Origin of the sequence: Mycobacterium sp., assembly GCF_032162105.1 — a bacterium.
GTDB lineage: Bacteria > Actinomycetota > Actinomycetes > Mycobacteriales > Mycobacteriaceae > Mycobacterium.
The window spans coordinates 1-26306 of the sequence record NZ_JAVRPS010000057.1; the positions used below are offsets into that span (position 1 = coordinate 1).

24 protein-coding genes, 1 other RNA gene and 1 pseudogene are annotated in these 26306 nt (G+C 67.8%); 14 read left to right on the forward strand and 12 right to left on the reverse strand.

What is annotated here, in order from left to right:
* From QOC69_RS02805 to QOC69_RS02825, 5 genes are all read left to right on the forward strand, one after another.
* A partial coding sequence (locus QOC69_RS02805; RefSeq protein ID WP_526436132.1) for a 2-oxo acid dehydrogenase subunit E2 occupies positions 1 to 244 on the forward strand: 244 nt, incomplete at its 5' end.
* An 8-nt stretch (positions 245 to 252) separates the two neighbouring features.
* The gene (locus QOC69_RS02810) at positions 253 to 1161 is read left to right on the forward strand and encodes a TIGR01777 family oxidoreductase (protein WP_526436134.1); all 909 of its coding nucleotides are present in this window, start codon (positions 253 to 255) and stop codon (positions 1159 to 1161) included.
* 25 nt (positions 1162 to 1186) lie between these two features.
* Positions 1187 to 1864, forward strand: a complete 678-nt coding sequence (lipB, locus tag QOC69_RS02815) for a lipoyl(octanoyl) transferase LipB (RefSeq protein ID WP_526436136.1) — start codon at positions 1187 to 1189, stop codon at positions 1862 to 1864.
* Positions 1861 to 2805, forward strand: a complete 945-nt coding sequence (lipA, locus tag QOC69_RS02820) for a lipoyl synthase (protein ID WP_526436138.1) — start codon at positions 1861 to 1863, stop codon at positions 2803 to 2805. The genes lipB and lipA overlap by 4 nt, the downstream gene beginning before the upstream one ends.
* A gap of 4 nt (positions 2806 to 2809) precedes the next feature.
* Complete coding sequence (locus QOC69_RS02825) at positions 2810 to 3565, forward strand: DUF4191 family protein (RefSeq protein WP_526436140.1); 756 nt, start codon at positions 2810 to 2812, stop codon at positions 3563 to 3565.
* A gap of 37 nt (positions 3566 to 3602) precedes the next feature.
* Here the strand turns inward: QOC69_RS02825 and QOC69_RS02830 are convergent, their stop codons facing one another.
* Positions 3603 to 4079: an RDD family protein gene (locus QOC69_RS02830; protein WP_526436142.1), complete on the reverse strand. Its 477-nt coding sequence runs from the start codon at positions 4077 to 4079 to the stop codon at positions 3603 to 3605.
* 120 nt (positions 4080 to 4199) lie between these two features.
* On the opposite strand from QOC69_RS02830, the gene glnA reads away from it, so the two are divergent.
* Both glnA and QOC69_RS02840 read left to right on the forward strand, forming a co-directional pair.
* Positions 4200 to 5636, forward strand: coding sequence for a type I glutamate--ammonia ligase (gene glnA / locus QOC69_RS02835; RefSeq protein ID WP_526436144.1), 1437 nt, complete (start codon positions 4200 to 4202; stop codon positions 5634 to 5636).
* Between the two features lie 108 nt (positions 5637 to 5744).
* A complete protein-coding gene (locus QOC69_RS02840) occupies positions 5745 to 6188 on the forward strand; it encodes a DoxX family protein (RefSeq protein ID WP_526436146.1) in 444 nt (147 codons plus the stop codon).
* On the opposite strand, the gene QOC69_RS02845 is transcribed toward QOC69_RS02840, so the two are convergent.
* The 7 genes from QOC69_RS02845 to QOC69_RS02875 form a co-directional block, all read right to left on the reverse strand.
* Complete coding sequence (locus QOC69_RS02845; RefSeq protein ID WP_526436172.1) at positions 6185 to 7045, reverse strand: TIGR03619 family F420-dependent LLM class oxidoreductase; 861 nt, start codon at positions 7043 to 7045, stop codon at positions 6185 to 6187. The genes QOC69_RS02840 and QOC69_RS02845 overlap by 4 nt on opposite strands.
* Positions 7042 to 7677 (reverse strand): PaaI family thioesterase, encoded by a 636-nt coding sequence (locus tag QOC69_RS02850; RefSeq protein ID WP_526436148.1) that lies wholly within the window; start codon positions 7675 to 7677, stop codon positions 7042 to 7044. The genes QOC69_RS02845 and QOC69_RS02850 overlap by 4 nt, the downstream gene beginning before the upstream one ends.
* Before the next feature lie 10 nt (positions 7678 to 7687).
* The gene (locus QOC69_RS02855) at positions 7688 to 10666 is read right to left on the reverse strand and encodes a bifunctional [glutamine synthetase] adenylyltransferase/[glutamine synthetase]-adenylyl-L-tyrosine phosphorylase (RefSeq protein WP_526436150.1); all 2979 of its coding nucleotides are present in this window, start codon (positions 10664 to 10666) and stop codon (positions 7688 to 7690) included.
* 33 nt (positions 10667 to 10699) lie between these two features.
* Positions 10700 to 12037, reverse strand: a complete 1338-nt coding sequence (locus QOC69_RS02860; protein ID WP_526436152.1) for a glutamine synthetase family protein — start codon at positions 12035 to 12037, stop codon at positions 10700 to 10702.
* Between the two features lie 55 nt (positions 12038 to 12092).
* Complete coding sequence (locus QOC69_RS02865; RefSeq protein ID WP_526436154.1) at positions 12093 to 13643, reverse strand: alpha/beta fold hydrolase; 1551 nt, start codon at positions 13641 to 13643, stop codon at positions 12093 to 12095.
* Between the two features lie 98 nt (positions 13644 to 13741).
* Positions 13742 to 15253 carry an alpha/beta fold hydrolase gene (locus tag QOC69_RS02870; RefSeq protein WP_526436156.1) on the reverse strand — a complete coding sequence of 504 codons (1512 nt, stop codon included), beginning with the start codon at positions 15251 to 15253 and terminating at the stop codon, positions 13742 to 13744.
* A gap of 45 nt (positions 15254 to 15298) precedes the next feature.
* The gene (locus QOC69_RS02875; RefSeq protein ID WP_526436158.1) at positions 15299 to 16690 is read right to left on the reverse strand and encodes a WS/DGAT/MGAT family O-acyltransferase; all 1392 of its coding nucleotides are present in this window, start codon (positions 16688 to 16690) and stop codon (positions 15299 to 15301) included.
* Positions 16691 to 16848: 158 nt separating this feature from the next.
* On the opposite strand from QOC69_RS02875, the gene panB reads away from it, so the two are divergent.
* Positions 16849 to 17697 carry a 3-methyl-2-oxobutanoate hydroxymethyltransferase gene (panB, locus tag QOC69_RS02880; protein WP_526436174.1) on the forward strand — a complete coding sequence of 283 codons (849 nt, stop codon included), beginning with the start codon at positions 16849 to 16851 and terminating at the stop codon, positions 17695 to 17697.
* Here the strand turns inward: panB and QOC69_RS02885 are convergent, their stop codons facing one another.
* Complete coding sequence (locus QOC69_RS02885) at positions 17698 to 18477, reverse strand: enoyl-CoA hydratase/isomerase family protein (protein ID WP_526436160.1); 780 nt, start codon at positions 18475 to 18477, stop codon at positions 17698 to 17700. It lies immediately after the preceding gene.
* Between the two features lie 25 nt (positions 18478 to 18502).
* Positions 18503 to 19171, reverse strand: coding sequence for a TetR/AcrR family transcriptional regulator (locus QOC69_RS02890; protein ID WP_526436162.1), 669 nt, complete (start codon positions 19169 to 19171; stop codon positions 18503 to 18505).
* Between the two features lie 159 nt (positions 19172 to 19330).
* Here QOC69_RS02890 and QOC69_RS02895 point away from each other — a divergent pair, with 159 nt between their 5' ends.
* From QOC69_RS02895 to QOC69_RS02910, 4 genes are all read left to right on the forward strand, one after another.
* On the forward strand, positions 19331 to 20080 hold the full coding sequence (locus tag QOC69_RS02895; protein ID WP_526436176.1) for a DUF1989 domain-containing protein: 750 nt from the start codon (positions 19331 to 19333) through the stop codon (positions 20078 to 20080).
* The gene (locus tag QOC69_RS02900; protein ID WP_526436164.1) at positions 20077 to 20706 is read left to right on the forward strand and encodes an urea amidolyase associated protein UAAP2; all 630 of its coding nucleotides are present in this window, start codon (positions 20077 to 20079) and stop codon (positions 20704 to 20706) included. Before QOC69_RS02895 ends, QOC69_RS02900 begins: the two co-directional genes overlap by 4 nt.
* On the forward strand, positions 20703 to 22703 hold the full coding sequence (locus tag QOC69_RS02905; protein ID WP_526436166.1) for a 5-oxoprolinase/urea amidolyase family protein: 2001 nt from the start codon (positions 20703 to 20705) through the stop codon (positions 22701 to 22703). Before QOC69_RS02900 ends, QOC69_RS02905 begins: the two co-directional genes overlap by 4 nt.
* Positions 22704 to 22835: 132 nt before the next feature.
* Positions 22836 to 24326, forward strand: coding sequence for a CYTH and CHAD domain-containing protein (locus QOC69_RS02910; protein WP_526436168.1), 1491 nt, complete (start codon positions 22836 to 22838; stop codon positions 24324 to 24326).
* Between the two features lie 7 nt (positions 24327 to 24333).
* Here QOC69_RS02910 and rnpB read toward each other — a convergent pair.
* An RNA gene (rnpB, locus tag QOC69_RS02915) (RNase P RNA component class A) lies at positions 24334 to 24732 on the reverse strand.
* A gap of 29 nt (positions 24733 to 24761) precedes the next feature.
* Here rnpB and QOC69_RS02920 point away from each other — a divergent pair.
* Both QOC69_RS02920 and QOC69_RS02925 read left to right on the forward strand, forming a co-directional pair.
* A complete protein-coding gene (locus QOC69_RS02920) occupies positions 24762 to 25214 on the forward strand; it encodes a helix-turn-helix domain-containing protein (protein ID WP_526436170.1) in 453 nt (150 codons plus the stop codon).
* 13 nt (positions 25215 to 25227) lie between these two features.
* The gene (locus QOC69_RS02925; RefSeq protein ID WP_526436178.1) at positions 25228 to 25644 is read left to right on the forward strand and encodes a VOC family protein; all 417 of its coding nucleotides are present in this window, start codon (positions 25228 to 25230) and stop codon (positions 25642 to 25644) included.
* On the opposite strand, the pseudogene QOC69_RS02930 reads toward QOC69_RS02925, so the two are convergent.
* Positions 25641 to 26306: pseudogene (locus QOC69_RS02930) on the reverse strand (HNH endonuclease); the annotation flags it as partial. The gene QOC69_RS02925 and the pseudogene QOC69_RS02930 sit on opposite strands and share 4 nt — an antisense overlap.

The window sequence follows — 26306 nt, forward strand, 5'->3', positions numbered from 1 at the left end:
ATTGTTCGACACTCCGATCCTGGTGCCGCCGCAGGCGGCGATGCTGGGTACCGGAGCGATCGTCAAGCGGCCCCGCGTGGTCGTCGACGAAAACGGCAACGAATCGATCGGCGTCCGGTCGGTGTGCTACCTGCCGCTGACCTATGACCACCGGCTGATCGACGGCGCGGACGCGGGACGCTTCCTGACCACGATCAAACGTCGACTCGAAGAGGCGGCGTTCGACGCCGACCTGGGTCTTTAGCCGCCACTGTGGCCAATGCCGTCATAGCGATCGCAGGCTCCTCCGGACTGATCGGCTCGGCCTTGACGTCCGCCCTGCGCGCGGCCGACCACCGCGTGTTGCGGATCGTCCGGCGGGCACCGTCGACCGCCGACGAGGTGTTCTGGAATCCCGACACCGGTGAGTTCGACTCGGACGCCCTGCGAGGGGTCGACGCCGTGGTGAACCTCTGCGGGGTCAGCATCGGAGACAAGCGCTGGTCGGGTGCCTTCAAGCAGAGCCTGCGCGACAGCCGCATCGGCCCCACCGAAGTGCTGTCGCACGCCGTCATCGGGGCTGGTGTGCCCGCGCTGGTCAACGCCAGCGCGGTCGGTTTCTACGGCGACACCCGTGGCCGCATCGTCGACGAGACGGCGCAGGCGGGACGCGGCTTCCTGGCCGGACTGTGCGAGGACTGGGAGGCGGCGACCGAGGCGGCGCAGCAGTCGGGCACGCGCGTGGTGCTGCTGCGCACCGGCCTGGTGCTGTCACCCGCCGGTGGCATCCTGAGCCGTATCAGGCCCCTGTTCTCGCTCGGGTTGGGTGCGCGCCTGGGCAACGGCAAGCAGTACATGCCGTGGATCAGCCTCGAGGACGAAGTACGGGCGCTGCTGTTCGCCATCGGTCACGACGACATGGCCGGTCCGGTGAACCTGACCGGACCCGCACCGGTGACCAACGCCGAGTTCACCGCCGCACTCGGCCGGGCGGTGAACCGTCCGACCGCCCTGTTGGTGCCAGGGTTCGTGTTGCGCACCGCGCTCGGCGAGTTCGCCGACGAAGGTCTGCTCGGCGGGCAGCGGGCCATCCCGGCCGCACTCGAGCGGGCCGGATTCGAATTCCACCACAACACCATCCGCGAGGCGCTCGCCTACGTCACCGCCCCCAAGGACAGGTAGGTCGGTGCCGAGTACCGTCGAATCCGTGGCAGCATCATCGGTTCGGTCGGCGAGCACGCCCCTTGACGTGCGCCGGTTGGGCACCGTCGACTACTCCAGCGCCTGGCAGCTGCAGCGCGAACTGGCCGAGGCGCGCATCGCCGGCGGTCCCGACACCCTGCTGCTGCTCGAGCATTCGCCGGTGTACACCGCGGGCAGGCGCACCGAGCCGCACGAGCGGCCGGTCGACAGCGCGCCCGTGATCGACACCGACCGCGGCGGCAAGATCACCTGGCATGGCCCCGGTCAGCTGGTCGGCTATCCGATCATCGGGCTCGTCCAGCCGATGGACGTGGTGAAGTTCGTTCGCCGCCTTGAGGATTCGCTGATCGCGGTGTGCGCATCGCTCGGGTTGCCGACCGGCAGGGTCGAGGGCAGGTCCGGGGTGTGGGTGCCTGGCCAAGGCGGTCGGCCGGACCGCAAGATCGCCGCGATCGGCATCCGGGTGGCGCGCGCGACGACATTGCACGGCTTCGCGCTGAACTGTGATTGTGATCTCGATGCGTTCTCGTCCATCGTGCCGTGCGGGATCTCCGATGCGGGCGTGACCTCGCTGACCGCCGAACTCGGCCACCGGGTGAGCGTCGACGACGTGGCCGACCACGTCGCCGAAGCCGTCTGCGACGCCCTCGACGGGCGCACGGCGCTAGCATCGACGCTGTGAGCGTCGACCCAGGAACCCGCAAGCTGCTGCGCCTCGAGGTCCGCAACGCCGAGGTCCCGATCGAGCGCAAGCCGCCGTGGATCAAGACCACGATGAAGACGGGCCCCGAATACAAGGAGCTCAAGGCCCTGGTCCGCCGGGAAGGCCTGCACACGGTGTGCGAAGAGGCCGGCTGCCCCAACATCTACGAGTGCTGGGAGGACCGCGAGGCGACGTTCCTCATCGGCGGTGAACAGTGCACCCGGCGGTGCGACTTCTGCCAGATCGACACGGGCAAGCCCGCCGACCTGGACCGCGACGAGCCCCGGCGGGTCGCGGAGAGCGTGCAGGCCATGGGGCTGCGGTACTCGACCGTCACCGGCGTGGCCCGCGACGACCTGCCCGACGGCGGCGCGTGGCTCTACGCCGAGACGGTGCGACAGATCAAGGCACTCAATCCGAACACCGGTGTCGAGTTGCTGATCCCGGACTTCAGCGGCATCCCCGAACAGCTCGAGACGGTCTTCGAGACGCGCCCGGAAGTGTTGGCGCACAACGTCGAGACGGTGCCGCGGATCTTCAAGCGCATCCGCCCGGCGTTCCGCTATCAGCGCAGCCTCGACGTGGTCACCGCCGCGCGCGACTACGGCCTGGTGACCAAGAGCAACCTGATCCTCGGCATGGGCGAGACGCCGGATGAGGTGAACGCCGCGTTGACCGATCTGCACCAAGCGGGCTGTGACATCGTCACCATCACGCAGTACCTGCGGCCCACGGTGCGCCACCATCCGGTGGAGCGGTGGGTCAAGCCCGAGGAATTCGTCGAGCACGCACGGTTCGCCGAGGAACTCGGCTTCGCCGGCGTCCTGGCCGGACCGCTGGTCCGATCGTCCTACCGGGCCGGTCGGCTGTACGCAGCAGCGGCGCATGTGCGGATGAAGGACAGCCCACCCGTATCCTGACCTAATGGCGAAATCCAGCAAGCCCGCCGTCAACAAGGCCGCAAAGGCCGAGGCGAAGGCCGCCCGGAAGGCGGCGTCCAAGCAGCGGCGCAGCCAGTTGTGGCAGGCGTTCCAAATGCAGCGCAAGGAAGACAAGCGGCTTCTTCCCTACATGATCGGCGCGTTCGTGCTGATCGTCGCCGCTGCGGTGGTGGCCGGGGTGTTCAGCGGCAGCACGTTCACGATGGTCACGCTGATCCCACTCGGCGTGCTGCTCGGCGCATTGGTGGCGTTCATCATCTTCGGCAGGCGCGCGCAGAAGTCGGTGTACAGCAAGGCCGAGGGCCAGACCGGCGCCGCGGCGTGGGCGCTGGACAACCTGCGCGGCAAGTGGCGCGTGACCCCGGGCGTCGCCGCCACCGGACACTTCGACGCCGTGCACCGCGTGATCGGCAGGCCCGGCGTCATCTTCGTCGGCGAAGGGTCGGCGGCTCGGGTCAAACCGCTGCTCGCCCAGGAGAAGAAGCGCACGGCACGCCTGATCGGCGACATCCCGATCTACGACTTCGTCGTCGGCAACGGCGAGGGCGAGGTGCCGCTGTCCAAACTGGAGCGCTACCTGACGAAGCTGCCCGCCAACATCACCGCCAAGCAGATGGACTCGCTGGAGTCCCGGCTGGCCGCGCTCGGCTCGCGTCTCGGCCCCGCTGCTATGCCGAAGGGCCCGATGCCGGCGAACGCCAAGATGCGCGGAGTGCAGCGCACCGTGCGCAGGAAGTAGACCCCTACCGGCCGATGAGCGCTTGCGCGAAGAGCATTTAACGGCGTACGACGGCGGTGTTGGTCGTCCGGTCCTGCAGCCCCCGCAGGTCTGAATCGGTGACCAGCGCCGGTATCACCAACGCGATCAACAGGCCACGCGCGACGGCCCTGCCGATTCCGACGTGCTCTTGCCCGTCCACTGCGACGACCACCAGTCCGAACGCAAGCTGGCCCGGCGTGAAGCCGAACAGCCGGACCGAGATCGCGCCGAGCACGAACCAGACGATCAGGACCACCGTCGACAGCGTGGCCATCGAAACGATGCCGAGGGTCATGCCGAGGGCGGCCAGCCCGTAGGCGATGAGCCAGTCGATGAGCAGCGCACCGATGCGGCGGCCGAACCTGGCCAGCGATCGCGGTCCGGTCGGCGGCAGACCGAGCCGCTGACCTGGATACTCGCCAGCGCTCTCGGCGTGATCACCAGCCTCGGACGGCGGCGGACCGGACAGCCATGAACCGAAGGTGCGGGGCATGCGACAAGCATATGGTCGACGGGCATTGCGTAACGTTGGCGCAACATGCGGTTGATGACAGTGCAACATCGTGTCCCTAGCGTCAACCGGCGGGTTTATCAGATCAAAGGAGATTTCTCAGTGGCAGACAAGACGGCCGACGACATCATCAAGCTGATCAAGGACGAGAAGGTCGAGTACGTCGACATCCGATTCTGCGATCTGCCCGGTGCCGTTCAGCACTTCTCGATCCCCGCCTCGGCGTTCGACGAGAGCATCTTCGAGGACGGGCTGGCCTTCGACGGCTCCTCGATCCGCGGCTTCCAGTCCATCCACGAGTCGGACATGATGCTGCTGCCCGACGCCGAGACCGCACGCATCGATCCGTTCCGCGCCGCGAAGACACTGAACCTGCAATTCTTCGTGCACGACCCGTTCACCCGCGAGGCGTACTCCCGCGACCCGCGCAACGTCGCCCGCAAGGCCGAGAACTACCTGACCAGCACCGGCATCGCCGACACCTGCTTCTTCGGCGCCGAGGCAGAGTTCTACATCTTCGACTCGGTGTCGTTCGACTCGAAGATCAACGGCACCTTCTACGAAGTGGATTCGGAGTCGGGCTGGTGGAACACCGGCGAGCCGTTCGAGGCCGACGGCAGCCCCAACCGCGGCTACAAGGTGCGCCCGAAGGGCGGCTACTTCCCGGTGGCCCCCTACGACCACTACGTCGACCTGCGCGACGAGATGGCCACCAATCTGCAGAACTCGGGCTTCACCCTGGAGCGCGGCCATCACGAGGTCGGCACCGCCGGCCAGGCCGAGATCAACTACAAGTTCAACACCCTGCTGCACGCGGCCGACGACGTCCTGTTGTTCAAGTACATCATCAAGAACACGGCGTGGGCGAACGGCAAGACCGTCACGTTCATGCCCAAGCCGCTGTTCGGTGACAACGGTTCTGGCATGCACGCCCACCAGTCGCTGTGGAAGGACGGCAAGCCGCTGTTCCACGACGAGTCCGGTTACGCGGGTCTGTCGGACCTGGCCCGCCACTACATCGGCGGCATCCTGCACCACGCGCCGTCGCTGCTGGCGTTCACCAACGCCACGGTGAACTCCTACAAGCGCCTGGTGCCCGGCTACGAGGCCCCGATCAACCTGGTGTACAGCCAGCGCAACCGGTCGGCCTGTGTCCGTATCCCGATCACCGGCAACAACCCCAAGGCCAAGCGCCTGGAGTTCCGTTGCCCGGACAGCTCGGGCAACCCGTACCTGGCGTTCGCCGCGATGCTGATGGCAGGCATCGACGGCATCAAGAAGAAGATCGAGCCGCTCTCCCCTGTCGACAAGGACCTCTACGAGCTGCCGCCAGACGAGGCCGCCAACATTCCGCAGGCGCCGACCTCGCTGGCTGCGGTGATCGACCGGCTCGAAGCGGACCACGAATACCTCACCGAGGGTGGCGTGTTCACGCCCGACCTGATCGAGACCTACATCTCCTACAAGCGGGAGAACGAGATCCTGCCGGTCCAGATCCGGCCTCACCCCTACGAGTTCGAGCTCTACTACGACGTTTAAGTCGTCGGCGACGGCTCAGCCCCCTGGTCTTGCCAGCCGGGGGGCTGTGCCGTTTCCGTGTCGCCTCCAAGCTATCCGGACTGAAGTCCGAATAGTAGGCTCGGCCCCATGACGAAACTCGAAGCCAAGCTCACGTCGGTCTCGCCAAAAGTACTGAGTCTCTTTCGCATCGTGTTCGGACTGCTGTACACCGTCCACGCCACACAGAAGTTGTTCGCGTGGCCCGTGGGTACCCCGACCGCAGCCGGGACGTTCACTGGCCCGGCGGTGCCGATGGGCACGTGGCCGTATTGGTGGGGCGGGCTCATCGAGCTCGTCGCCGGGCTTCTGATCATCACGGGGCTGGTCACCCGGCTGGCCGCGTTCGTCGCGTCGGGTGAGATGGCCTTCGCGTACTTCAGTCAGCATCAGCCGCAAGGGCTTTGGCCGATCGAGAACGGCGGCGAGCTCGCCGTACTGATGTGCTTCGGTTTCTTCCTGCTGGTGTTCACCGGCGGCGGCGCCTACGCCCTGGACGCGATGCGGGAAGGGCAACGGCGGACGAAGCGCTAACCGTCGAGCCGGAGGTCCTTGCGGAAGCGTTTCATGCCGTCGATCTTCTCGGCGGTACTCGACGCGGGCCCCGTGTAGAACATCCACGGCATGGTGATGATGCCGTGGATGCCTGCGGCTTCGGCCCGCGCGTAATGCTCGGGCGTGAACGCGTCGGTCAGTGGTGTCAGAACGGTGAAATCGTGCATAGTCAAGCCCTTTTCGGCCCGTAGCTCGCGCAGCCGGTCCACCGACGCGATGGCGCGGTCGGTGGTGATCAGGTCGCCGATCCAGCCGTCGTTGCGCGCGGCGCGGCGCAACGCGATGTCGGACAACCCGCCGACGTAGATCGGAATGTGCGGCGGCGTTGGCTCCATCTCCAATCGCGGCGTCTGGTAGAACTCACCGTCGAATTCCGTCCAGCCGGGCTGCCAGAGCGCACGCATCAACTCCAGCATCTCGTCAGTGCGCTTGCCCCTGCGGTCGAACCGCTGGCCCATCAAGGTGAACTCTTCCTCGCACCACCCGACGCCGATGCCGAGTTCGAGCCGGCCGTCGGCAAGACATGCCGCCGTCCCAATGGCTTTCGCCGCCGAATAGGGATCGCGCATCGCGGGCAGGTACACGGTGGTGACGAAACGCAGCCTGCTGGTGACCAACGCGATCGCCCCGATCATCACCCACGGATCGGGCCAGTGCGTGAACGGCTCCCATCGGCGCGAGCCGTCCTTCGTATAGGGGTAGGGCGTCGCCAGGGTTTCCAGGTTGATCACGTGATCGGGGATGCCCATCCCGTCGTACCCGAGTTCGTCTGCGGCCCTTGCGACGTCGACGACTTCCTTGATGTCGAGAAACGCGGTGCTGACGTAGAACTTCACCCGGCGTCCCGCGCCCACGCCGGTCGGATGAACACCCCGTCCGCCTCGACGGTCCTGCCGTCGGCATCGCTGAGGTACCCGCGCGCGTAGGTCTTGATGCCCTCGGTGCGTTCGATGAACGCCTCGGCGCGCAGCGGCCCCAAGGGTGTGCCCCTCAGGTAGCGCAGGGTGATGGTGCCGGTGAACAAGGGCTTGGTCAGGCCGTCGCTGGCCGCCTCGCCGAGAATGTGGTCGAGCACGAGTGCACAGATGCCGCCGTGCACCAACCCGGGCGGTCCCTGGTACGCCATACCCAGGGTGAACTCCGACCAGCACACTCCGGCGTCGTCCTGCTGGATCACCATGGGCGGGGCGATCGCATTGCGAACGCCGATGGCGGGGTTCTCCCACGCCGTTGGGCGGCCGGTGCCCGTGTGCCGCAGCATCGTGGTGGTGTCGCGCTGCGTGCGCTCGAGCGTCTCGGCTATCGCGTCGATGGCGGTACCTGCGTCGCGGATGGTGTCCTCGTCCACGCCGGTGCGGATGCCCGCGGCGATCAGCCTGCGCAGGGATTGCGTCAACGGCTCGTACACGTCGCGAAGCCGGTCGTACTCCTCGGCGCTGATGACGTCGAACTGCATGTCTCTGCTCAAGCCGCGCTCCTCATGCCCCGAAAACCTTTCGTACCACCGTTTTCGCCCGACGGGTCACCCGTAGGTAGTTGTCCAGGAATTCGCCGCCGTCGTCGTTGTGCCAGCCCGCGGCCAGCGCCACCGCGTTGAGCTGACGGCCAGGGCCGGGCAACTGATCGGTGGGCTTGCCCCGCACCAGGACCAGGGCGTTGCGCGCCCGCGTCGCGGTCAGCCACGCCTGCCGCAGCAGATCGACATCCCCCTCGGCGATCAGCTCGGCCGCACCGATGGCGTTGAGCGACTCCAGCGTCGACGTGCCGCGCAACGCGGCAACCCTGTGCGCGTGGCGCAGTTGCATCAGTTGCACGGTCCACTCGATGTCGGCCAGCCCGCCGCGGCCGAGCTTGGTGTGGGTGTTGGGATCGGCGCCGCGGGGTAGGCGCTCGGCGTCGACGCGGGCCTTGATCCGACGGATCTCCTGCACCGCCTCGGCCGAGACGCCACCGGCGGGATAGCGGGTCTTGTCGATCATCAACAGGAAGCGCTCACCGAGATCGGGATCGCCTGCCACCCGGTGCGCCCGCAGCAACGCCTGGATCTCCCACCCCTGCGCCCACTGCGCGTAGTACGCCTCGTAGGACGCCAGCGTCCGGACCAGCGGACCGCTCCGACCCTCGGGCCGCAGGTTGGTGTCGACCTCCAACGGCGGATCCGCGCTGGGTGTGCCGAGCCGGGCGCGTACCTGCTCGGCAATGGTCACCGACCACTTCACCGCAACCGACTCATCGACGCCGTCCTGCGGCTCGCACACGAACATCACATCGGCGTCCGAGCCGTAGCCGAGTTCGCCGCCACCGAGGCGGCCCATGCCGATGACCGCGATCCGCGCCGGCGGCCCGGACGCCGGGGTGTTGGCCCGGATGACCGCTTCGAGGGCGGCCTGCAGCACCGCCACCCACACCGAGGTCAGCGCCTTGCACACGTCGGTGACTTCGAGCATGCCCAGGAGGTCCGCCGACGCGATGCGGGCCAGTTCCCTGCGCCGCAGAGTGCGGGCGGCCATGATGGCCCGCACCGGGTCGGCGTGCCGATCGGCCGACGCGACGAGGGCGCGCGCCATGCTCTCCGGTTCGGTCTCCAACAGCTTGGGTCCCTGCGGTCCGTCGGCGTACTGCTGGATCACCTCGGGAGCGCGCAGCAGCAGGTCGGGCACGAACGCCGACGTGCCGAGCACCCGCATCAGCCGCTTGGCGACCGCGCCCTCGTCGCGCAGCGACGCCAGATACCAGCGCTGGTCGGCCAACGCGTCGCTGAGCCGCCGGTAGGCCAGCAGCCCTGCGTCGGGGTCCGGGGTGTCGGACAACCAGTCCAGCAGGGTCGGCAGCAGCACCTGCTGCACCCGGCCGCGGCGTCCACTGTGGCTGGTCAGCGCCGCCAGGTGGGTCAACGCGGCCTGCGGACCCTCGTAACCCAGTGCGGCGAGCTGGCGTTCGGCGGCCTCCGGCGTCAACGAGGCGGTCAGCTCGACGGTTGGGCCACCCACCGATTCGAGCAGCGGCTGGTAGAAGAGCTTCGCGTGCAGGCGCGACACCCGCATGCTCTGCCGCTTGAGCTCCTCGCGCAGCACGCCGAGCGCGTCGTGCTGCCCGTCGGGGCGCATGTGCGCGGCGCGTGCCAGCCAGCGCATCGCCTCGTCGTCGTTGGCCTCGGGCAGCATGTGCGTGCGCTTGAGCCGCTGTAGTTGCAGCCGGTGTTCGAGCAGCCGCAGGAACTCGTAGGACGCCGTCAGGTTCGCGGCGTCGTCGCGTCCCACGTAGCCGCCCTCGCCGAGGGCGGCCAACGCGTCGACCGTGGACGCGACGTGCAGTGACTCGTCGGTCCGGCCGTGCACCAACTGCAGCAACTGCACGGCGAACTCGACGTCGCGCAGTCCACCGGTGCCGAGCTTCAGTTCGCGGGCCCGCACCCCGGCGGGCACCAATTCCTCGACACGGCGGCGCATCGCCTGCACCTCGGGCACGAAGTCCTCACGCTCGCAGGCGGTCCACACCATCGGGCTCAGCGCGGCCATGTACTGCGCGCCGAGTTCGGCGTCGCCCGCCGCAGGGCGGGCCTTCAGCAGTGCCTGGAACTCCCACGTCTTGGCCCACCGCTCGTAGTAGGCGACGTGCGACTCGAGCGTCCGGACCAACTGCCCGTGCTTGCCCTCCGGCCGCAGCGCCGCGTCCACCTCGAAGAAGGTGTCGGCGCCCAACCGCATCATCTCGCCGGCGACGCGGGTGGCGACGGCCAGGTTGGCATCGGACCCCGACTCCGCGACGAAGATGACGTCGACGTCGCTGACGTAGTTCAACTCGCGCGCGCCGGACTTGCCCATCGCGATCACCGCGAGCCGCGGCGGTGGGGTGTCCTCGCCGCATACGGTGCGGGTGGCGACGATCAGCGCCGCCCCCAGCGCGGCATCGGCCAGGTCGGCGAGGTGTTCTCCGACGGTGGCGAAGGGCAGCACGGGCTCGTTCTCGACGGTCGGCGCGACGTCCAGCGCAGCCAACACGAGCACCCGGTCCCGGTAGATCATCCGCAGTGACGACTGCAATGACTTTGCGTCCGTACGACATTCGGCCACCGCCGCGAAATCGCGGCGCAATTGCTCGGCGGACGGCAGCGTGACGTTGCCTGCGATCAGATGCCATGACTTCGGGTGTGCGACAAGGTGGTCACCGAGCGCCAGCGACGAACCCAGCACGGCGAACACCCGCCCCCGCAGCGAGCGGTCCTTGACCAGCGCACGGTTCAGTTCGTCCCAGTCGCTCCCGAGTGCGTCGGCGAGACGCACCATCGCGCGCAGCGCCGAGTCGGCGTCGGGCGCACGCGACAGCGACCACAACAACTCGACGTGCGCGTCGGTGTTCCAGCCCAGCCGGTCCAGATCCGCACGCGCGGGAGGTTCGACCAATCCGAGCCTGCCGACACTGGGCAGCGTAGGTCGCTGCGTCGCTGGTTTGGCCACATCCTGACCGTAGCGCAGCCGTTATCGCACGCCCTACAGCGACAGGTAGGTCTTGAGCTCGAATGGCGTGACGTGGCTGCGGTAGTTCTCCCACTCGGCGCGCTTGTTTCGCAGGAAGAAGTCGAACACGTGCTCCCCCAACGCTTCCGCGACCAACTCGGAGCCCTCCATCTCGCTGAGCGCCCCGCCGAGGCTGGACGGCAGCTCGCGGTACCCCATGGCGCGCCGCTCCTCGGGGGTCAGGTTCCACACGTTGTCCTCGGCCTGTGGCCCGAGCACGTAGCCCTTCTCCACGCCGCGCAGGCCGGCCGCCAGCAGCACGGCGAACGCCAGATACGGGTTGCATGCCGAATCGGGGCTGCGCACCTCGACACGGCGCGACGACGCCTTGCGCGGGGTGTACATCGGCACCCGAACGAGCGCCGAGCGGTTGGCCGCACCCCACGACGCTGCGGTCGGGGCCTCGCCGCCGTGCACCAGCCGCTTGTAGGAGTTCACCCACTGGTTGGTGACGGCGCTGATCTCGGAGGCGTGCTCGAGGATGCCCGCGATGAACGACTTGCCGACGTCGGACAGTTGCAGCGGATCGTTGGGATCGTGGAAGGCGTTGTTCTCGCCCTCGAACAGGCTCATGTGGGTGTGCATCGCGGAGCCGGGGTATTCGGCGAACGGCTTGGGCATGAACGACGCCCGCACGCCTTCGGTCAGCGCGACCTCCTTGACCACGTAGCGGAACGTCATGACGTTGTCCGCCATCGACAACGCGTCCGCGTAGCGCAGGTCGATCTCCTGCTGTCCCGGGGCGCCCTCGTGGTGGCTGAACTCCACCGAGATGCCCATCGACTCCAGTGCATCGATCGCATGGCGGCGGAAGTTGGGCGCCGAGTCGTGAATGGTCTGGTCGAAGTAGCCGCCATTGTCGGCAGGCACTGGCCTTTGATCGTCGGGGCCCGGCTCCAGGAGGAAGAACTCGATCTCCGGGTGCACGTAGCAGGAGAATCCGAGGTCGCTGGCCTTGGCGAGTTGGCGGCGCAGCACGTGCCGCGAGTCGCCCCACGACGGGGAGCCGTCGGGCATGGTGATGTCGCAGAACATCCGCGCCGAGTGTTGCTTGCCCGCGCTCGTCGTCCATGGCAGCACCTGGAAAGTCGACGGGTCCGGGCGGGCGACCATGTCGGATTCGGAGACCCGCGCGAAACCCTCGATGGACGAGCCGTCGAAGCCGATGCCCTCCTCGAAGGCGCCCTCCAGTTCGGCGGGTGCGATCGCCACGGACTTGAGGTATCCGAGCACGTCGGTGAACCACAGCCGCACGAACCGGATGTCACGTTCCTCCAGCGTGCGCAGCACGAATTCCTTCTGGCGATCCATGTCCGCAGCGTAGGCACCGGCTGTTAATTCTGTGTTACGGCACCGCTGCGTGTCCCTAACACCGCAGGTCTTGCGGGGGCTGGACCGAATCGATCAAAAAGGCGACCACGGCGGGGTCCACGCACGCATCGCCGTTGAACACCACGGTGTGTTGAGTGCCGTCGAAGGTGATCAGCGCCGCGTCCAACTCGCGGGCGAGGTCGACGCCCGCCTGGTACGGCGTCGCCGGATCGCGCGTGGTGGATACCACCACCACTTTGCCCGGCCCCGGCGAAGTCACGTCGTGGGGTGTCGAGGTCGGCGGCACGGGCCACATCGAGCAGGGGTCGCGCGGGGCGAACCCGGTGAACTCCCCGTAGGACATGAAGGGAGCCGCCTCCCTGGCCCGGCGATCCGCGTCGGCCCAGGCAGCGGGATCGGTGGGGTACGGCGCGTCGACACAGCGGATCGCGAGGAATGCGTCCTGCTGGTTGTCGTAGTGGCCGTCCGGGTTGCGGTGCTGGTAGTCATCGGCCAGCAGCAACAGGTCGCCGGCGTCGGTCCCGCGCTGCAGACCGAGCAGACCACTGGTCAGGTACTTCCAATACCGCTGCGTGTAAAGCGCGTTGACGGTACCCGTGATCGCGTCCTGGTAGCTCAGGCCACGTGGATCGGAGGTGCGGCCCACCTGTTGCACCAACGGATTGATCAGCTGGTGGTAGCGCGCGACGAATTGCGTCGGGTCCGTGCCCAGCGGGCAGTCGGTGGACCGCGCGCAGTCGGCGGCGTAGTCATTGAAGGCCATTTGGAATCCGGCGAACTGGCGGATGCTCTCGCCAATCGGGTCGGAACCGGGGTCGACGGCGCCGTCGAGCACCATGGCCCGGACGCGGTCGGGGTATCGCTCGGCGTAGGTGGCGCCGAGTTCGGTGCCGTAGGAGAAGCCCAGGTAGTTGATCTGCTGCTCCCCCAGCGCCGCCCGCACGACATCCATGTCCTGCGCGGTGGACGCGGTCCCGACGTTGGCCAGGAAGTCGAGGCCGGTCTTGTCGACGCAGTTCTGGGCAAGGTTCTGGTACAGCTGCTCGATGCGCGCGACACCCTCGGGGCTGTAGTCGGTCATCGGCTCGCGCCGGTACGCGTCGAATTCGGCGTCGCTGCGACAGCGCACGGGTGGGGTCGAGTGGCCGACGCCGCGCGGGTCGAAGCCGACGAGGTCGAAGCGGCGGGTGATGTCGGTGTCGGCCAGACCCGCGGCCATGCCGGCGACGGTGTCGACGGCCGACGCTCCAGGACCGCCGGGGTTGACCATCAGGACGCCGATGCGATCGCCGGTCGCGGGCACCCGGATGACGGCCAACTGCGCCTGCGCCCCGTCGGGCTTTGCGTAGTCGACGGGAACCGCAACGGTGCCGCACTGAGCCGTCGGGATCGCGGCGGCATCCGCGATGACGCCCGCGCAGCTACCCCACGGCGGGGCCTGTCCGTATTGCTGGGTGGGCTCCCCTTCCGGGGACGCCAACGCCGGCGGGCAGGCCGTGATGGACAGTGCCAGGACCGCGAGTGGCGCCGCTGCCAGTCTGCCCGCTCGCCTCCACGCAAGCGCGCCCACCCACATGGCGAACATGTTCGCACGCAACGCGCTTCGGGTGTGCGCTCGAACCCGGGCAGAGACAACCCAGCAACCAGACAGTGATGCGATGGTGACCTATCGACGTTCCACGGTCAGCATTTCGCGCCAGGTGGCGGCACGGCGACGTCGACCAGGTACTTGGCCGCGATTTCGTCGACACAGGCATCGCCCTGGAACACCACGGTGTGTTGCGTGCCCTGGTAGGTGAGCAATGAGCCGCCGAGTTGCTTGGCCAGGTCGACGCCGGCCTGATAGGGCGTGGCCGGGTCGTTGGTGGTCGACACCACCAGGATCGGGGGCAGTCCTTCGGCAGAGATCCGGTGCGGTTTCGAAGTCGGCGGTACGGGCCACATCGCACAGGTGCCCAGCGGCGCGTAACCGGTGAACTTGCCATAGCTCATGAACGGCGCCACCTCGCGGGCGCGACGGTCCTCGTCGACCACCTTGGCCCGTTCGGTCACCGGCGGCTCGTCGACGCAGTTCACCGCGACCCGCACGTCGGTGGAGTTGTTGTAGTGGCCCTTGCCGTCCCGACCCATGTAGAGGTCGGCGAGCGCGAGCATGGTGTCGCCCCTGCCGCCCTTGAGTTCGGACAGACCCTGCGTGAGGTGGCGCCACAGGTTCGGCGAGTACAGCGGCAGGATGGTGCCGACGACGGAGTCGCTGTAACTCAGCCCGCGCGGATCATCGGTTGGGGCCGGATTCTGCACCAGCGGGTCGACCAGATCGTGGTAGACCGCGACGGCCTTCGCCGGGTCGGTACCCAGCGGGCAGTTCGACTGCTTGGCGCAGTCCGCGGCGTAGTCGTTGAACGCCGTCTGGAAGGCCGCAGCCTGCCGGATGTCGGCTTCGACCGGATCGGCGTTGGGATCGACGGCACCGTCGAGGATCATGGCGCGCACGTTCTGCGGGTAGGCCTCGGCGTAGCCCGCCCCGATCCGGGTGCCGTAGGAATACCCAAGGTAGGTCAACTTCTGGTCGCCGAGGGCGGCCCGCATCGCGTCGAGATCCTTTACCACGCTTGCGGTTCCGACGTTGGCCAGGAAGTCCTTGCCCATCTTGTCCACACAGCGCTGCACGAAGTCTCGTGTCTCGGACTCGATGTGGGCGACGCCCGCGGGCGAATAGTCGACCTGAGGATCGGCACGCAGCCGGTCGTTGTCGGCATCCGAATTGCACCAGACGGCGGGGGTCGACTTGCCGACCCCACGCGGGTCGAAGCCGACCACGTCGAAGTGCTGCCGCACCGAATCCGGCATGGTTCCGACGATCGAGGCAGCCGCGTCGACCCCCGACTCACCAGGCCCGCCCGGGTTGATGATCAGCGAACCGATCTTGTCTCCGGTGGCCTTGAACCTGATCATCGCCAGCTGCGCAACCTCGCCGTCGGGCTTGGCGTAGTCGACCGGTACCGAGAGCATTCCGCACTCGGCGCCCGCGGGGATCTTGACGTCGTCGGACGAGGCGGACTCGCAGGCCGACCACTGCACGGGTGTGCCGGGCTTGGGGGCACCGATGATCGCCTGCCCGTCGACCACCTTGCTACAACCGGCCACCAGCAACATCACCATGGCGGCCGCAAGTAGCCCGCTCCGAAGCCTCATGGCTGCACATGCTGCCATGCGCCCGCATCGCCGCTGATGAGGGCGTTAGCGCGTGGCGGCGAGCAACTCCTCGAGGGCGACGGCGAAGTCGTCGGCCATGTCCCACAGATCGGGCAACAGTTCGGGGCAAGAGATCAGGCCGACGTCGAGCTTGCCGCTCAGCGACATCACCGTGATGTTCAATGCCGAACCGTGGAATATCGGGCCAAGCGGATACATCGCCCTGACCTGCGCACCCAAGAAGAACAGCGGCACCTGCGGTCCTGGCACATTGGAGACGACGAGGTTGTGCACCGGCGCGGCGCTGGTGAGCCGACTGGACGCATAGACCCGCATCGCGATGCCGAACACCGCGGGTGCAGCGAACTGCGACCAGTCCTGCAAGAGCGTCGCCCCGATCGCCGCACTGTGTTGCTTGGCAACGGAATTCGCCTCGGCGATGGTCTTCAACCGCTCGGCCGGGTCCTCGATGTTGGTCCCCAGGCTGGCGAACATGCCCGAAACCTGATTGCGGCCGGGCCGATCCGACTTGTCGTGCACCGACACCGGGACCATCGCGACCAGCGTGCTGTCGGGGAGCTCGTCGCGGTCGAGCAGGAACCTCCGCAGCACTCCGGCCACCAACGCCATCACCACGTCGTTGACCTTGACGCCGAAGTGGCTCTTGACGGTCTTGACGTGCTCGAGGTCGAGTTGCGCGAACGCGACGTTGCGGTGCCCGGTGACCTTGGCGTTGAAGCGTGTCTTCGGTGCGGCGAACGGGGCTGCCATGGTCAGCCCGTTGCGCGCGCGCTTGACGGTGTCCACCACCGTCGACATCGTCGAGGGCAGCATGTTGATCAACTTGAGCGGGCGGGTGGCGTACTTGATTGCGCCGCTGACCGCGATCTCCAGGTCCGACCCGCCGCCCACCCCGTCGACCGGGTCCGGCGGCGGTGCGTCGGGTTCGGTGGTGCACAGCTGCGACATCAGGTTCGCCCCGGTGACGCCGTCGACGCCGGCGTGGTGCACCTTCGTCATCACCGCGAGCCGTCCGCCGTCGTGTGCATCGGTGCCTGCGACGTTCTCGATCACCCACATCTCCCACAGCGGTCGGCTGCGGTCGAGATTCAACGAGGCGATGTGCCCGCAGATCTCGCCCAGCTCGACACGACCGCCGGGAGCGGGCAGCCCGATGCGGTGCACGTGTCGGTCGACGTCGAAGTCCTTGTCCTCCACCCACACCGGATGATCGAGATTGAGCCGGTTGTCGGCGAGCTTCTCGCGAAACTCCGGCATCGCCTTGATCCGCAGGCCCAGGGCGTCGCGCAACCGGTCGAAGGTGTAGCCGCCTGGAATGGTCGAGGTGTCGATCTCCAGGACCGAGCACACGTGCAGCGGCTGCGAAGCGGTCTCGAGGTACAGGAAGCTGGCGTCGAGTCCACTGAGCCGTTGCATGCGCCGATGGTAGGCCCGCCGTATGTCGACGTGTGAGCAAATGCACTGCACGTACGGTTCATCTTCGCCGCCGTAAGTGGCACACTTTGAGGTGTCAGACGAACCCGGGGACCCGGCAAGGGCCTCGAGGATCTACCTCGACCAGATTAGGGACAATGATGTCTGAGCAGACGGTTTACGGTGCTGCCACCGATTCAGCGGTCGCCAAGCCACGTGCCAAGGTCAGAACCCATCACCTGCAGAAGTGGAAGGCCGAGGGCCACAAGTGGTCCATGCTGACGGCCTACGACTACTCCACCGCCCGGGTCTTCGACGAGGCCGAGATTCCGGTGCTTCTCGTCGGCGATTCCGCGGCCAACGTGGTCTACGGATACGACACCACGGTGCCGGTGACCGCCGACGAGCTGATCCCGTTGGTGCGCGGCGTGGTCCGCGGTGCGCCGCATGCTCTCGTGGTCGCCGACCTGCCGTTCGGAAGCTATGAGGCCGGGCCGCAGCAGGCGTTGGCCACCGCGACGCGGTTCCTCAAGGAGACGGGTGCCGCGGCGGTCAAGCTGGAGGGCGGCGAGCGGGTGGCCGAGCAGATCGCGATTCTGACGCAGGCGGGCATTCCGGTGGTGGCGCACATCGGCTTCACCCCGCAGAGCGTCAACGGGCTGGGCGGGTTCCGCGTGCAGGGGCGTGGTGACGCCGCCGAGCAGACCATTCACGACGCGATCGCCGTGGCCGAGGCCGGCGCGATTGCGGTGGTACTGGAGATGGTGCCCGCAGAGCTGGCCACCCAGATCACCGGCAAGCTGACCATCCCCACCGTCGGCATCGGCGCGGGCCCCAACTGCGACGCCCAGGTGCTGGTGTGGCAGGACATGGCCGGGATGACGGCAGGCAGGACCGCGAAGTTCGTCAAGAAGTTCGGCGACGTCGGCGCTGAATTGCGCCGTGCCGCAGTCGAATACGCCCAAGAGGTGGCCACCGGTGCGTTCCCGGCCGAGGAGCACTCCTTCTAATCAGGAGAACTCCGGCTTGCGCTTTCCAAGGAAGGCGGCGATGCCCTCCTTACCGTCGGCGGAGCACGCGCAGTCGGCAATGTAGCGACCCTCGAGCTCCATCTGCTCTTCGATCCCGGTGCGATAGGTGCCGAGCAGCAGTCGCTTGACCGCGCCGTTCGACGTTCGCGACGTACGCGCCATTTCCGCGGCGAGCGCGTCGGTTCGCGCGGCAAGGTCGGCGTCGGGCACCACTTCGGTCAGCAGACCCCAGTCCAGTGCCTCGGCGGCCGACAACGTTCGGTTGGTGAGCATCAGTTGCTGCGTGCGACGGATGCCGATGAGCCGCGGGAGGTAGTACGAGGAGCTCCCGTCGGGGCTCAACCCTGCCTTGGTGTAGGCCATGGTGAACTTGGCCGATTCGGCGGCCAGCACCAGGTCACCGGTGACGGCGAGGCTGAAACCGGCACCGGCGGACGTCCCGTTGACGGCGGTGATCAGCACGGCGTCCATTCGGGCGAACGTCGACAACGCACGGTGCAAGTCGTCGGCGATGCCCTTGACGAAGGCACCGGGACTTGGAGCGGCGGCCATCGCCTTGAGGTCGCCGCCCGCCGAGAAGAAGCGGCCCGCGCCGGTGAGCGTGACCACCTTGGTGGCCTCGGTGTCGCAGAGCGCCGCCACGACCGAGAGTTCACGGGTCAACGTGTCGTTCATGCCGTTGGCGGCGTCGGGCCGGTTGAGCACGATGGTGGCGATTGGGCCGGACTGGGCAAACGTCAGCGTGTCGAAATCGGGCATGGCGCAAACGGTATCGCAAACCTTGTTACGCCAGCGCATCGATGTGTAATGCCAGCCGGTTGACGGTTGCCACCCGCAGGGCGGCGAAGTCGCCGTCGAACCCGAGGGTGCGTAGGGCGCCGTTGGCGATGATCCATGGCTGCTCCGCCGGTACGCCACCGTCGTCGGAACGGAGGTTGATCACCGACTCGACGAGGCGGAACGGGAGTTCGTCGGCGTCGGCGGGGCCGTCAGACTCGGCGATCACGGCCGCGGCCAGCCGGCGGTAGCGGTCGCGCAGTTCGGCACGGTGCTTGCGGAACTGGTCGAAGCGGTCCACGCGGAGTTCGGGCAGCAAGTAGAGCGCGCCGAGATTCCAGGTGCTGTCACACAGCTGTGTCACGTCGGCCACGACCAACGCGTGCAGGCGGCCCGCGGCGGGCCCGTCCTCCGCGATGAGCTGGGCGGCCAGCCGCAGCGGCTCGTCGACGGTTCCGGCCAGCAGCGCCTCGAGGATGTCGTCCTTGGTGGCGAAGTGGTGGTACAGCGAGGCTTGCCTGACGCCGACGGCGTCGGCGATCTTCCTGGTGGACGTATTGGCGTAGCCATGGGTGGTGAACAGCTCGGCGGCGGCATCGAGGATCTCTTCACGGGCGTTCTTGCCGGGTCGTCGCGACTGCTCCAACCTCGGGCGGCCGCGGCCTTCGCTGCTCATCGCCACATTGTGTCACCGGTCATGGGTCACCGGACCGTTCACCGTGCGGTAATTCCTATCATTTGATAGAAATAAGACTCAACGCGTCCGTAACAGGCGCGACACCCACAGGGAACGCCCTACAAGAAAACTTTCAAGTGACAGTTAAGGAGGCCGATGATGTCGAGCACCAACTCGACCGACGGTGCCCGCTCACACGCCCGCGGACAGGCCGCGGCGGCCAGGATGCGGGTGCCCGCCACGCCTGCCGGCGTCGACGAGGTGACGTGGGCCGAAGCCATCCCCGCAGGCTCGTATGCCACCAAGGTGCTTGGCCGGGGCTCCCGCCTGCGGCTGGCCGACCCCGACGGCGGCGCGTGCGCGCATCTGCTGATGTTCCGCGCCGACGCATCGTGGGAGCGGCTCAACGTCGCCGACACCATGAAGGTGCCGTGGCAGGCCTATCTCGGCGCGGGCCATCCCCTGCTCTCCGACCAGGGCAGGGTGCTGGCCACCATCGTCGCCGACACCTCCGGTCACCACGACGCGCTGTGCGGCATGACCGACACCGGCCGCGCCAAGATGCTGCTCGGCGTGCACAAGCACGGAATGGACGTGCGTGACATCGCCCCGTCGGTCTCGTTCTTCAAGGGCGCAAGGGTGACCGACGATGGCGCGCTGACGTTCACCGGGTCGGCAGGCGCCGGTACGACGGTCGATCTGCTGGTCCACCTGCCCGTCGTGGTCGTCCTCGTCAACGCCCCCCACCCGCTCGATGCGTCGCCCGCGGTCACCGACCTGGACGTGGTGGCTTGGCGTGCCGACAACGACCTGACCGTCCCCGCCACCGAAGAACCCGAATACCTGCGCGCGCTGTTCAACACCGAAAGCGCCTGGGCCGCAGCACGAAACAGTGAGGCACTGAAATGACCACCGACACCGCCGCCATCGGTACCGTGCTCTCCGACGACGTCGTCGCCGCCTGCGCGCCGTGGTCGGCCGTGGTGAAGGCCGGCCAGCACCTGCAGATCATCGACCTGCACGGAAACCAGGCCGTCGACACGCTGTTCTACTCGGCGCACGACCACGCCGTGCGCTACAGCGCTCAGCGGACGATTGCGGCGCAGCGCAACGTCTTCCTGACCACCGGTTCGGTACTCCGTGCCACCGACGGCACGGCACTGATGACCATCGTCGCCGACGAGGTGGGCAACCACGACACGATCGCGGGGGCGTGCTCGAAGGAGTCCAACACGCTGCGGTACGGGCACCACACCAGCCACCAGCACGCGTGCGCCGAGAACTTCCTCGCCGAAGCCACCAAATGGGGAATGGGCAAGCGCGACATCGTCTCCAACGTCAACTTCTTCATGAACGTACCGGTGGAGGCCGACGGCACACTCGGCATCGTGGACGGCCTTTCCGCGCCGGGCAAGTCACTGACGCTGCGAGCCGACGTCGACACCCTGGTGCTGGTGTCGAACTGCCCGCAGATCAACAACCCGTGCAACGGATTCGACCCGACGCCGGTCCGGATGGTGATCACCGGCTCATGATCATCGAGGTGATGCGGCCCGGCATGCTGACCACCGTGCAGGACTGGCCGGGCCGAATCGGCTACTGGCACATCGGCGTTCCGCCGTCGGGCCCGATGGACGATCTGTCGTTCCGGATCGGGAACCGCCTGCTCGGAAACGCCGAGGGCGCGGCGGGCCTCGAGTGCACGCGGGGTGGGCCTGCGTTGCGGTTCCCCGACGGCGGTCGGGTGACCGTCACGGGGGCGCCGGTCGCGGTCACCGTCGACGGAGTCGCGGTCCCGCAGTGGCAGTCGGTGGTCGTCCCCGCAGGGGGCGTGCTCGACGTCGGCATGCTGACGGGCCCGGGCATGCGCTGCTACGTGCTGGTCGCGGGCGGCCTGGTCGAACCCGAATACCTCGGCAGCGCAGCCACGTTCACGATGGGCGCGTTCGGCGGACACGACGGGCGGGCGGTTCGCCAGGGTGACGTGCTGACCGTCGGCGACGATCCCGGTCCGCACGAGAGCAGGCCGGACCGGGCGGCCCGCGCAGCGATCGACGAGCAGCCCAGCATCGGACACCGCTGGGAGATCGCCGTGACCGAGGGCCCGCACGGAGCTCCGGAGTTCTTCACCCGCGCCGACATCAACACCGTCATCGGCACCGATTACGCCGTGCACTTCAACTCCGACCGTACCGGGGTGCGCCTGGTTGGTCCGAAGCCGCAGTGGGCCCGTACCGACGGCGGCGAGGCGGGCCTGCACCCGTCGAACATCCACGACAACGCGTATTGCGTTGGTGCGCTGGACTTCACCGGCGACACTCCGATCCTGCTCGGGCCGGACGGGCCGAGTCTCGGCGGCTTCGTCTGCCCGGTGACGGTCGTCGGGGGTGACAGGTGGAAGCTCGGCCAGATGGCGCCAGGAGACGCGGTGCGGTTCGTGCCGGTCCGAGCCGACCGGGCGCCGTCGCTGCGGACCCTCGACATCGACCGGCGCGCGTCGTTTCCTCTGGTCATCTCGACGGCGAGTGATTCGGACGACGGCGTGCTGTCCCGCTTCGAGGCCGTCGACGGCACGGCGGTGACGTTGCGGCGCGCCGGTGACGGCGGGGTGCTGGTCGAATACGGCCCGATGACGCTCGACCTGGCCATGCGGGCCCGCGTGCACGTCCTGCACGAGCATCTGGTGTCCCTCGACGTCGCCGGGATCACCGAGATCACCCCCGGCGTCCGTTCGCTGCAGGTGCAGTTCGATCCGGCGGCACTGCCGATGGCCGAGGTGGTCGATCTGCTCGCCCGTCTCGACGGCGAACTGCCGCCGTCGGACCGGCTCGTCGTGCCTAGTCGCACGGTGCGGTTGCCCCTGTCGTGGGATGACCCGGCGACGCACGAGGCGATCCAGCGCTACATGCACGGTGTCCGCGCCGACGCGCCGTGGTGCCCGTGGAACATCGAATTCATCCGGCGGATCAACGGTCTCGCCGACGTCGAGGCCGTACACGACATCGTGTACGAAGCGCAGTACCTGGTGCTCGGCCTCGGCGACGTCTATCTGGGTGCCCCGGTGGCCACTCCCCTGGACCCGCGGCATCGGCTCGTCACCACGAAGTACAACCCGGCCAGGACGTGGACCCCGGAGAACGCCGTTGGCATCGGCGGGGCCTACCTCTGCGTCTACGGCATGGAGGGGCCGGGCGGCTACCAGTTCGTCGGCCGCACCACCCAGGTGTGGAACCACTGCCATCCCCTCGACGCCCGCTCGTTCGAACCCGGCACGCCGTGGCTGCTCCGGTACTTCGACCGGATCAGCTTCTACCCGGTGAGCGCCGAGGAACTTCTGGACATGCGTGCGGACATGGCGGCGGGCCGCGGGGACGTCGACATCGCCACCGGTGAGTTCTCCCTGGCGGCCTATACCGACTTCCTGGCTGCCGACGCCGACGGCATCGCGGCGTTCCGGCAGCAGCAGGCCGTGGCCTTCAACGCGGAGCGCTCGGCATGGGATCGCGCGGGCGAGGTGCAGCGGGCGAGCTGATCCGTCGCCGAATTCATCTTGGTCTGGTAAACAGTCAGCGCTGCCACCAGGTGACTTTCATTTTCGTTCACCTGAATGTGGCAGCTTGTTAATGAGTTTCGACCAGTGCCGACATCCGACCCGAAGGTGAGAATGGCAGCCGACAAGCGCGAGGCGTCCCGTCACACCGAGATCGAGCGCAAGTTCGCGGTGACCGATGCCACCGTGTCACCGTCATTCGCGGGACTGGCGTCGGTCGCCCGAGTCGAGCGATCGCCGGTTCAAAATCTCGACGCCGTCTACTTCGACACCCCGGATCACGATCTGGCCGGGCACCGCATCACCCTGAGGCGCCGCACCGGCGGATCTGACGCCGGATGGCACCTCAAGCTGCCTGCCGGGCCCGATTCGAGAACCGAGTTGCGCGCGCCGCTGGGCAATGCGGACGGCGACACCGTGCCCGACGAGCTGCGCGACGTCGTGCTGGCCATCGTCCGCAGGCTGCCGCTAGAGCCCGTGGCACGGATCGCCACCACACGGACGGTCGACGTGCTGTTCGGCGCCTCAGGTGCGGCGATCGCGGAGTTCTGCGACGACGTCGTCACCGCGTCGGCCGGGCCCGACGGCGAACCGCAGACCTGGCGGGAGTGGGAGCTGGAACTCGCGGAGGACGCGGACATTGCCCCGGATCTGCTGGACCGGTTGAGCAACCGCCTGCTCGACGCCGGTGCCGAACCCGCGGGGCACGGCTCCAAGCTGGCCAGGGTGCTCGATTCCGACGGCGAAGACGAACCTGATCTGCCGTCGGCCGATCCCGTACACCGCGCGATCGCGGAGCAGGTCGACGAGCTGCTGGTGTGGGACCGCGCCGTGCGGGCCGACGCCTGGGACTCGGTGCACCAGATGCGGGTGGTGACCCGCAAGATCCGCAGCCTGCTGCAGGCGTCGGAGGGTTCGTTCGGAATCTCCGACGACGCGTGGGTGCTCGATGAACTGCGCCTGCTCGCCGGCGTGCTCGGGGTGGCGCGTGACGCCGAGGTGCTTGCCGAGAAGTACCAAACGGCCCTGGACGGACTGCCCGCCGAGCTGGTCAGGGGCCCGATCCGGGAGCGCCTCGTCGACGGCGCCAGAAGCCGCTACCAGTCCGGGTGGCGACGGTCGTTGACCGCGATGCGCTCGGAACGGTACTTGCGGCTGCTCGACGCGCTCGAGGCATTGGTGGCCGCCAAGCCCGAACCCCCGGCACCGGGCGAGGAGCCCGCACCGATCACCATCGGGTCTGCCTACAAGCGGATCCGCAAGGCGGCCAAGCGGGCCGACGCTGCGCAGGACGAGGATCGAGACGAAGCGCTGCACCGGATCCGCAAGGGCGCCAAGCGGCTTCGCTACACGGCGGCGGCGACGGGCGCAGGCAAGGTCGCCGAGCGGGCCAAGACCATTCAGACGCTGCTCGGCGACCACCAGGACGCCGTAGTCAGCCGCACCCATCTCTCGCAACAGGCGGAGACGGCGCACGCGGCTGGCGAGGACACCTTCACCTACGGCGTGCTGTACCAGCAGGAGGACGACCTCGCCACACGCTCACGGGAACAGCTCGGCGATGCGCTCAAGCAGCTGAACCGCTCCGTCCGCGACGCGGACTAGGGGCGGGCGGACGAGTTGGCCTGTAAGCCGGATTCTGTTCCTCGCCACCATGACTGGCAACGAGGCGGCGACCATCCATCTGGACACACCGTCACCGGGTGTCTCAAGCGGCCTACCCGCAGGCTCGGGCGAGCAGCCCTCGAACGCCTGCGCGACCGCAACCAGGTTGCGGCCTTCTTGGCCTTGCTTCGGGTGGGGTTTGCCTAGCCACTCCGGTCACCCGGAATGCTGGTGCGCTCTTACCGCACCGTTTCACCCTTACCACCGCGAGGGTGGCGGTCTGTTCTCTGTGGCACTGTCCCGCGAGTCACCTCGGATTGCCGTTGGCAATCACCCTGCTCTGTGAAGTCCGGACTTTCCTCGAATCCCAGTCGAGACTGGGACCCGCGGCCGCCCGGCCAACTCGTCCGCGCAGATCACCGTACTCTTATTCGTATGCCGCAGGTGCCACCGGCTCGCTATCTGCTCCGTGCCAAGGACCTGGTCGACGCCCGGTACGCCGATCCGATCACGGTGGACGACCTCGCCGCTGCGGCCGGCCTGTCCCGCGCGCACTTCTCCCGCATGTTCACCCGCACGTTCGGTGAATCCCCGCGCGCCTACCTGCAGTCCCGGCGGCTGGAACGGGCCGCGGCGTTGCTGCGCTACACCGATCGCTCGGTCGCCGACATCTGTGTGATGGTCGGCCTGCAGAGCGTCGGGTCCTTCACGACCACTTTCGCCCGCGTGTACGGAAAGCCGCCTGCGGCGTACCGCGCCAGCCTGGCGCCGGCAGCCAGCCGGGTCAGGGTGCCGAGTTGCGTCCTGGCGCGCGACACCCGACCGCCGAGCGACAGCCGCGTCAAGACAGCACACGGGGAGAAGACGGGCCGCGGCGACCGGTCGTAGCGTCGTGCCCGTGATGAGAATCGGAAGCACCCACCTGTGGGTTCATGACCAGGAAGTCGCACTCAAGTTCTGGACCGAGAAGGTCGGCATGGAGGTGCGTGAAGATGTGTCGTTCCCTGAGGAGATGGGCGCCTTCCGGTGGCTCACCGTCGGGCCGCCGGGACAGGACGACGTCAGCATCGTGTTGATGGCGGTACCCGGTGAGCCGGTGATGGACGAGGACACCCGCAAGCAGGTGCTCGACCTGACCGCGAAGGGGTTCGCAGGCACGGTGTTCCTCATTACCGACGACGTTCAAGCCAGCTACGAGCAACTGACTGCCCGCGGCGTCGAGTACAACGAGCCGCCCAACCAGATGCCGTACGGCATCGACTCCGGATTCCGGGACCCGTCGGGCAACAGCGTGCGATTGACGCAGCTCAATCCCTAGGCAGCGTGTTTGCCCAGTGCGATGCCGATGCGGAGTTCGATTTCGCTGAGGTCGATCCGCGCCGGGCCGGGTAGTGGTGGTGCGGTGGAGTGGTGGCGGGCTCCGGTGGGTGTGATGAATTCGGCGTGGTGACCCCCGGTTTCATCTTGCGATGTGGTGACTTTCCAGCCGGGTGCTTCCTTGGCGTAGTTACACGCTTCGCACGCCCCGAGCCCGTTGACGCCACTGGTGCCACCACCGCGACCGTGCGCGGTGGCGTGGTCGTGGTGGCGGATCGGGGCGTCGCAGTAGGGGGTGCGGCAGGTGTCGTCGCGCAGGTCGATGAACCGTGCCAGGCCCTTCGGAAACAGCCGCGCCCGGGACTCCATCGCCACCAACGCCCCACTACGGGGATGCTTGTACAACCGGCGCAACGTGGCCCGTGATCGCCGATCCTTGACCGCGGCCGCGATCAAGCGCCGCGCGATCGCCGCGGGCACCGGCCCATATCCGGCGACCCGCGCCGGTGAGGTGCTGCCGGCCAGAAGGCTCACAACGGTCAGGACCAGGTCGACCGTGACCGGGACCGGGACCTCGGCGGGTCGCCCGGTGACCCGCTCGACCAGGGTGTCGGCCATGACCTGGCCGCGTCCACGTCCATCGAAGCAGGTATCGGCCTCCCG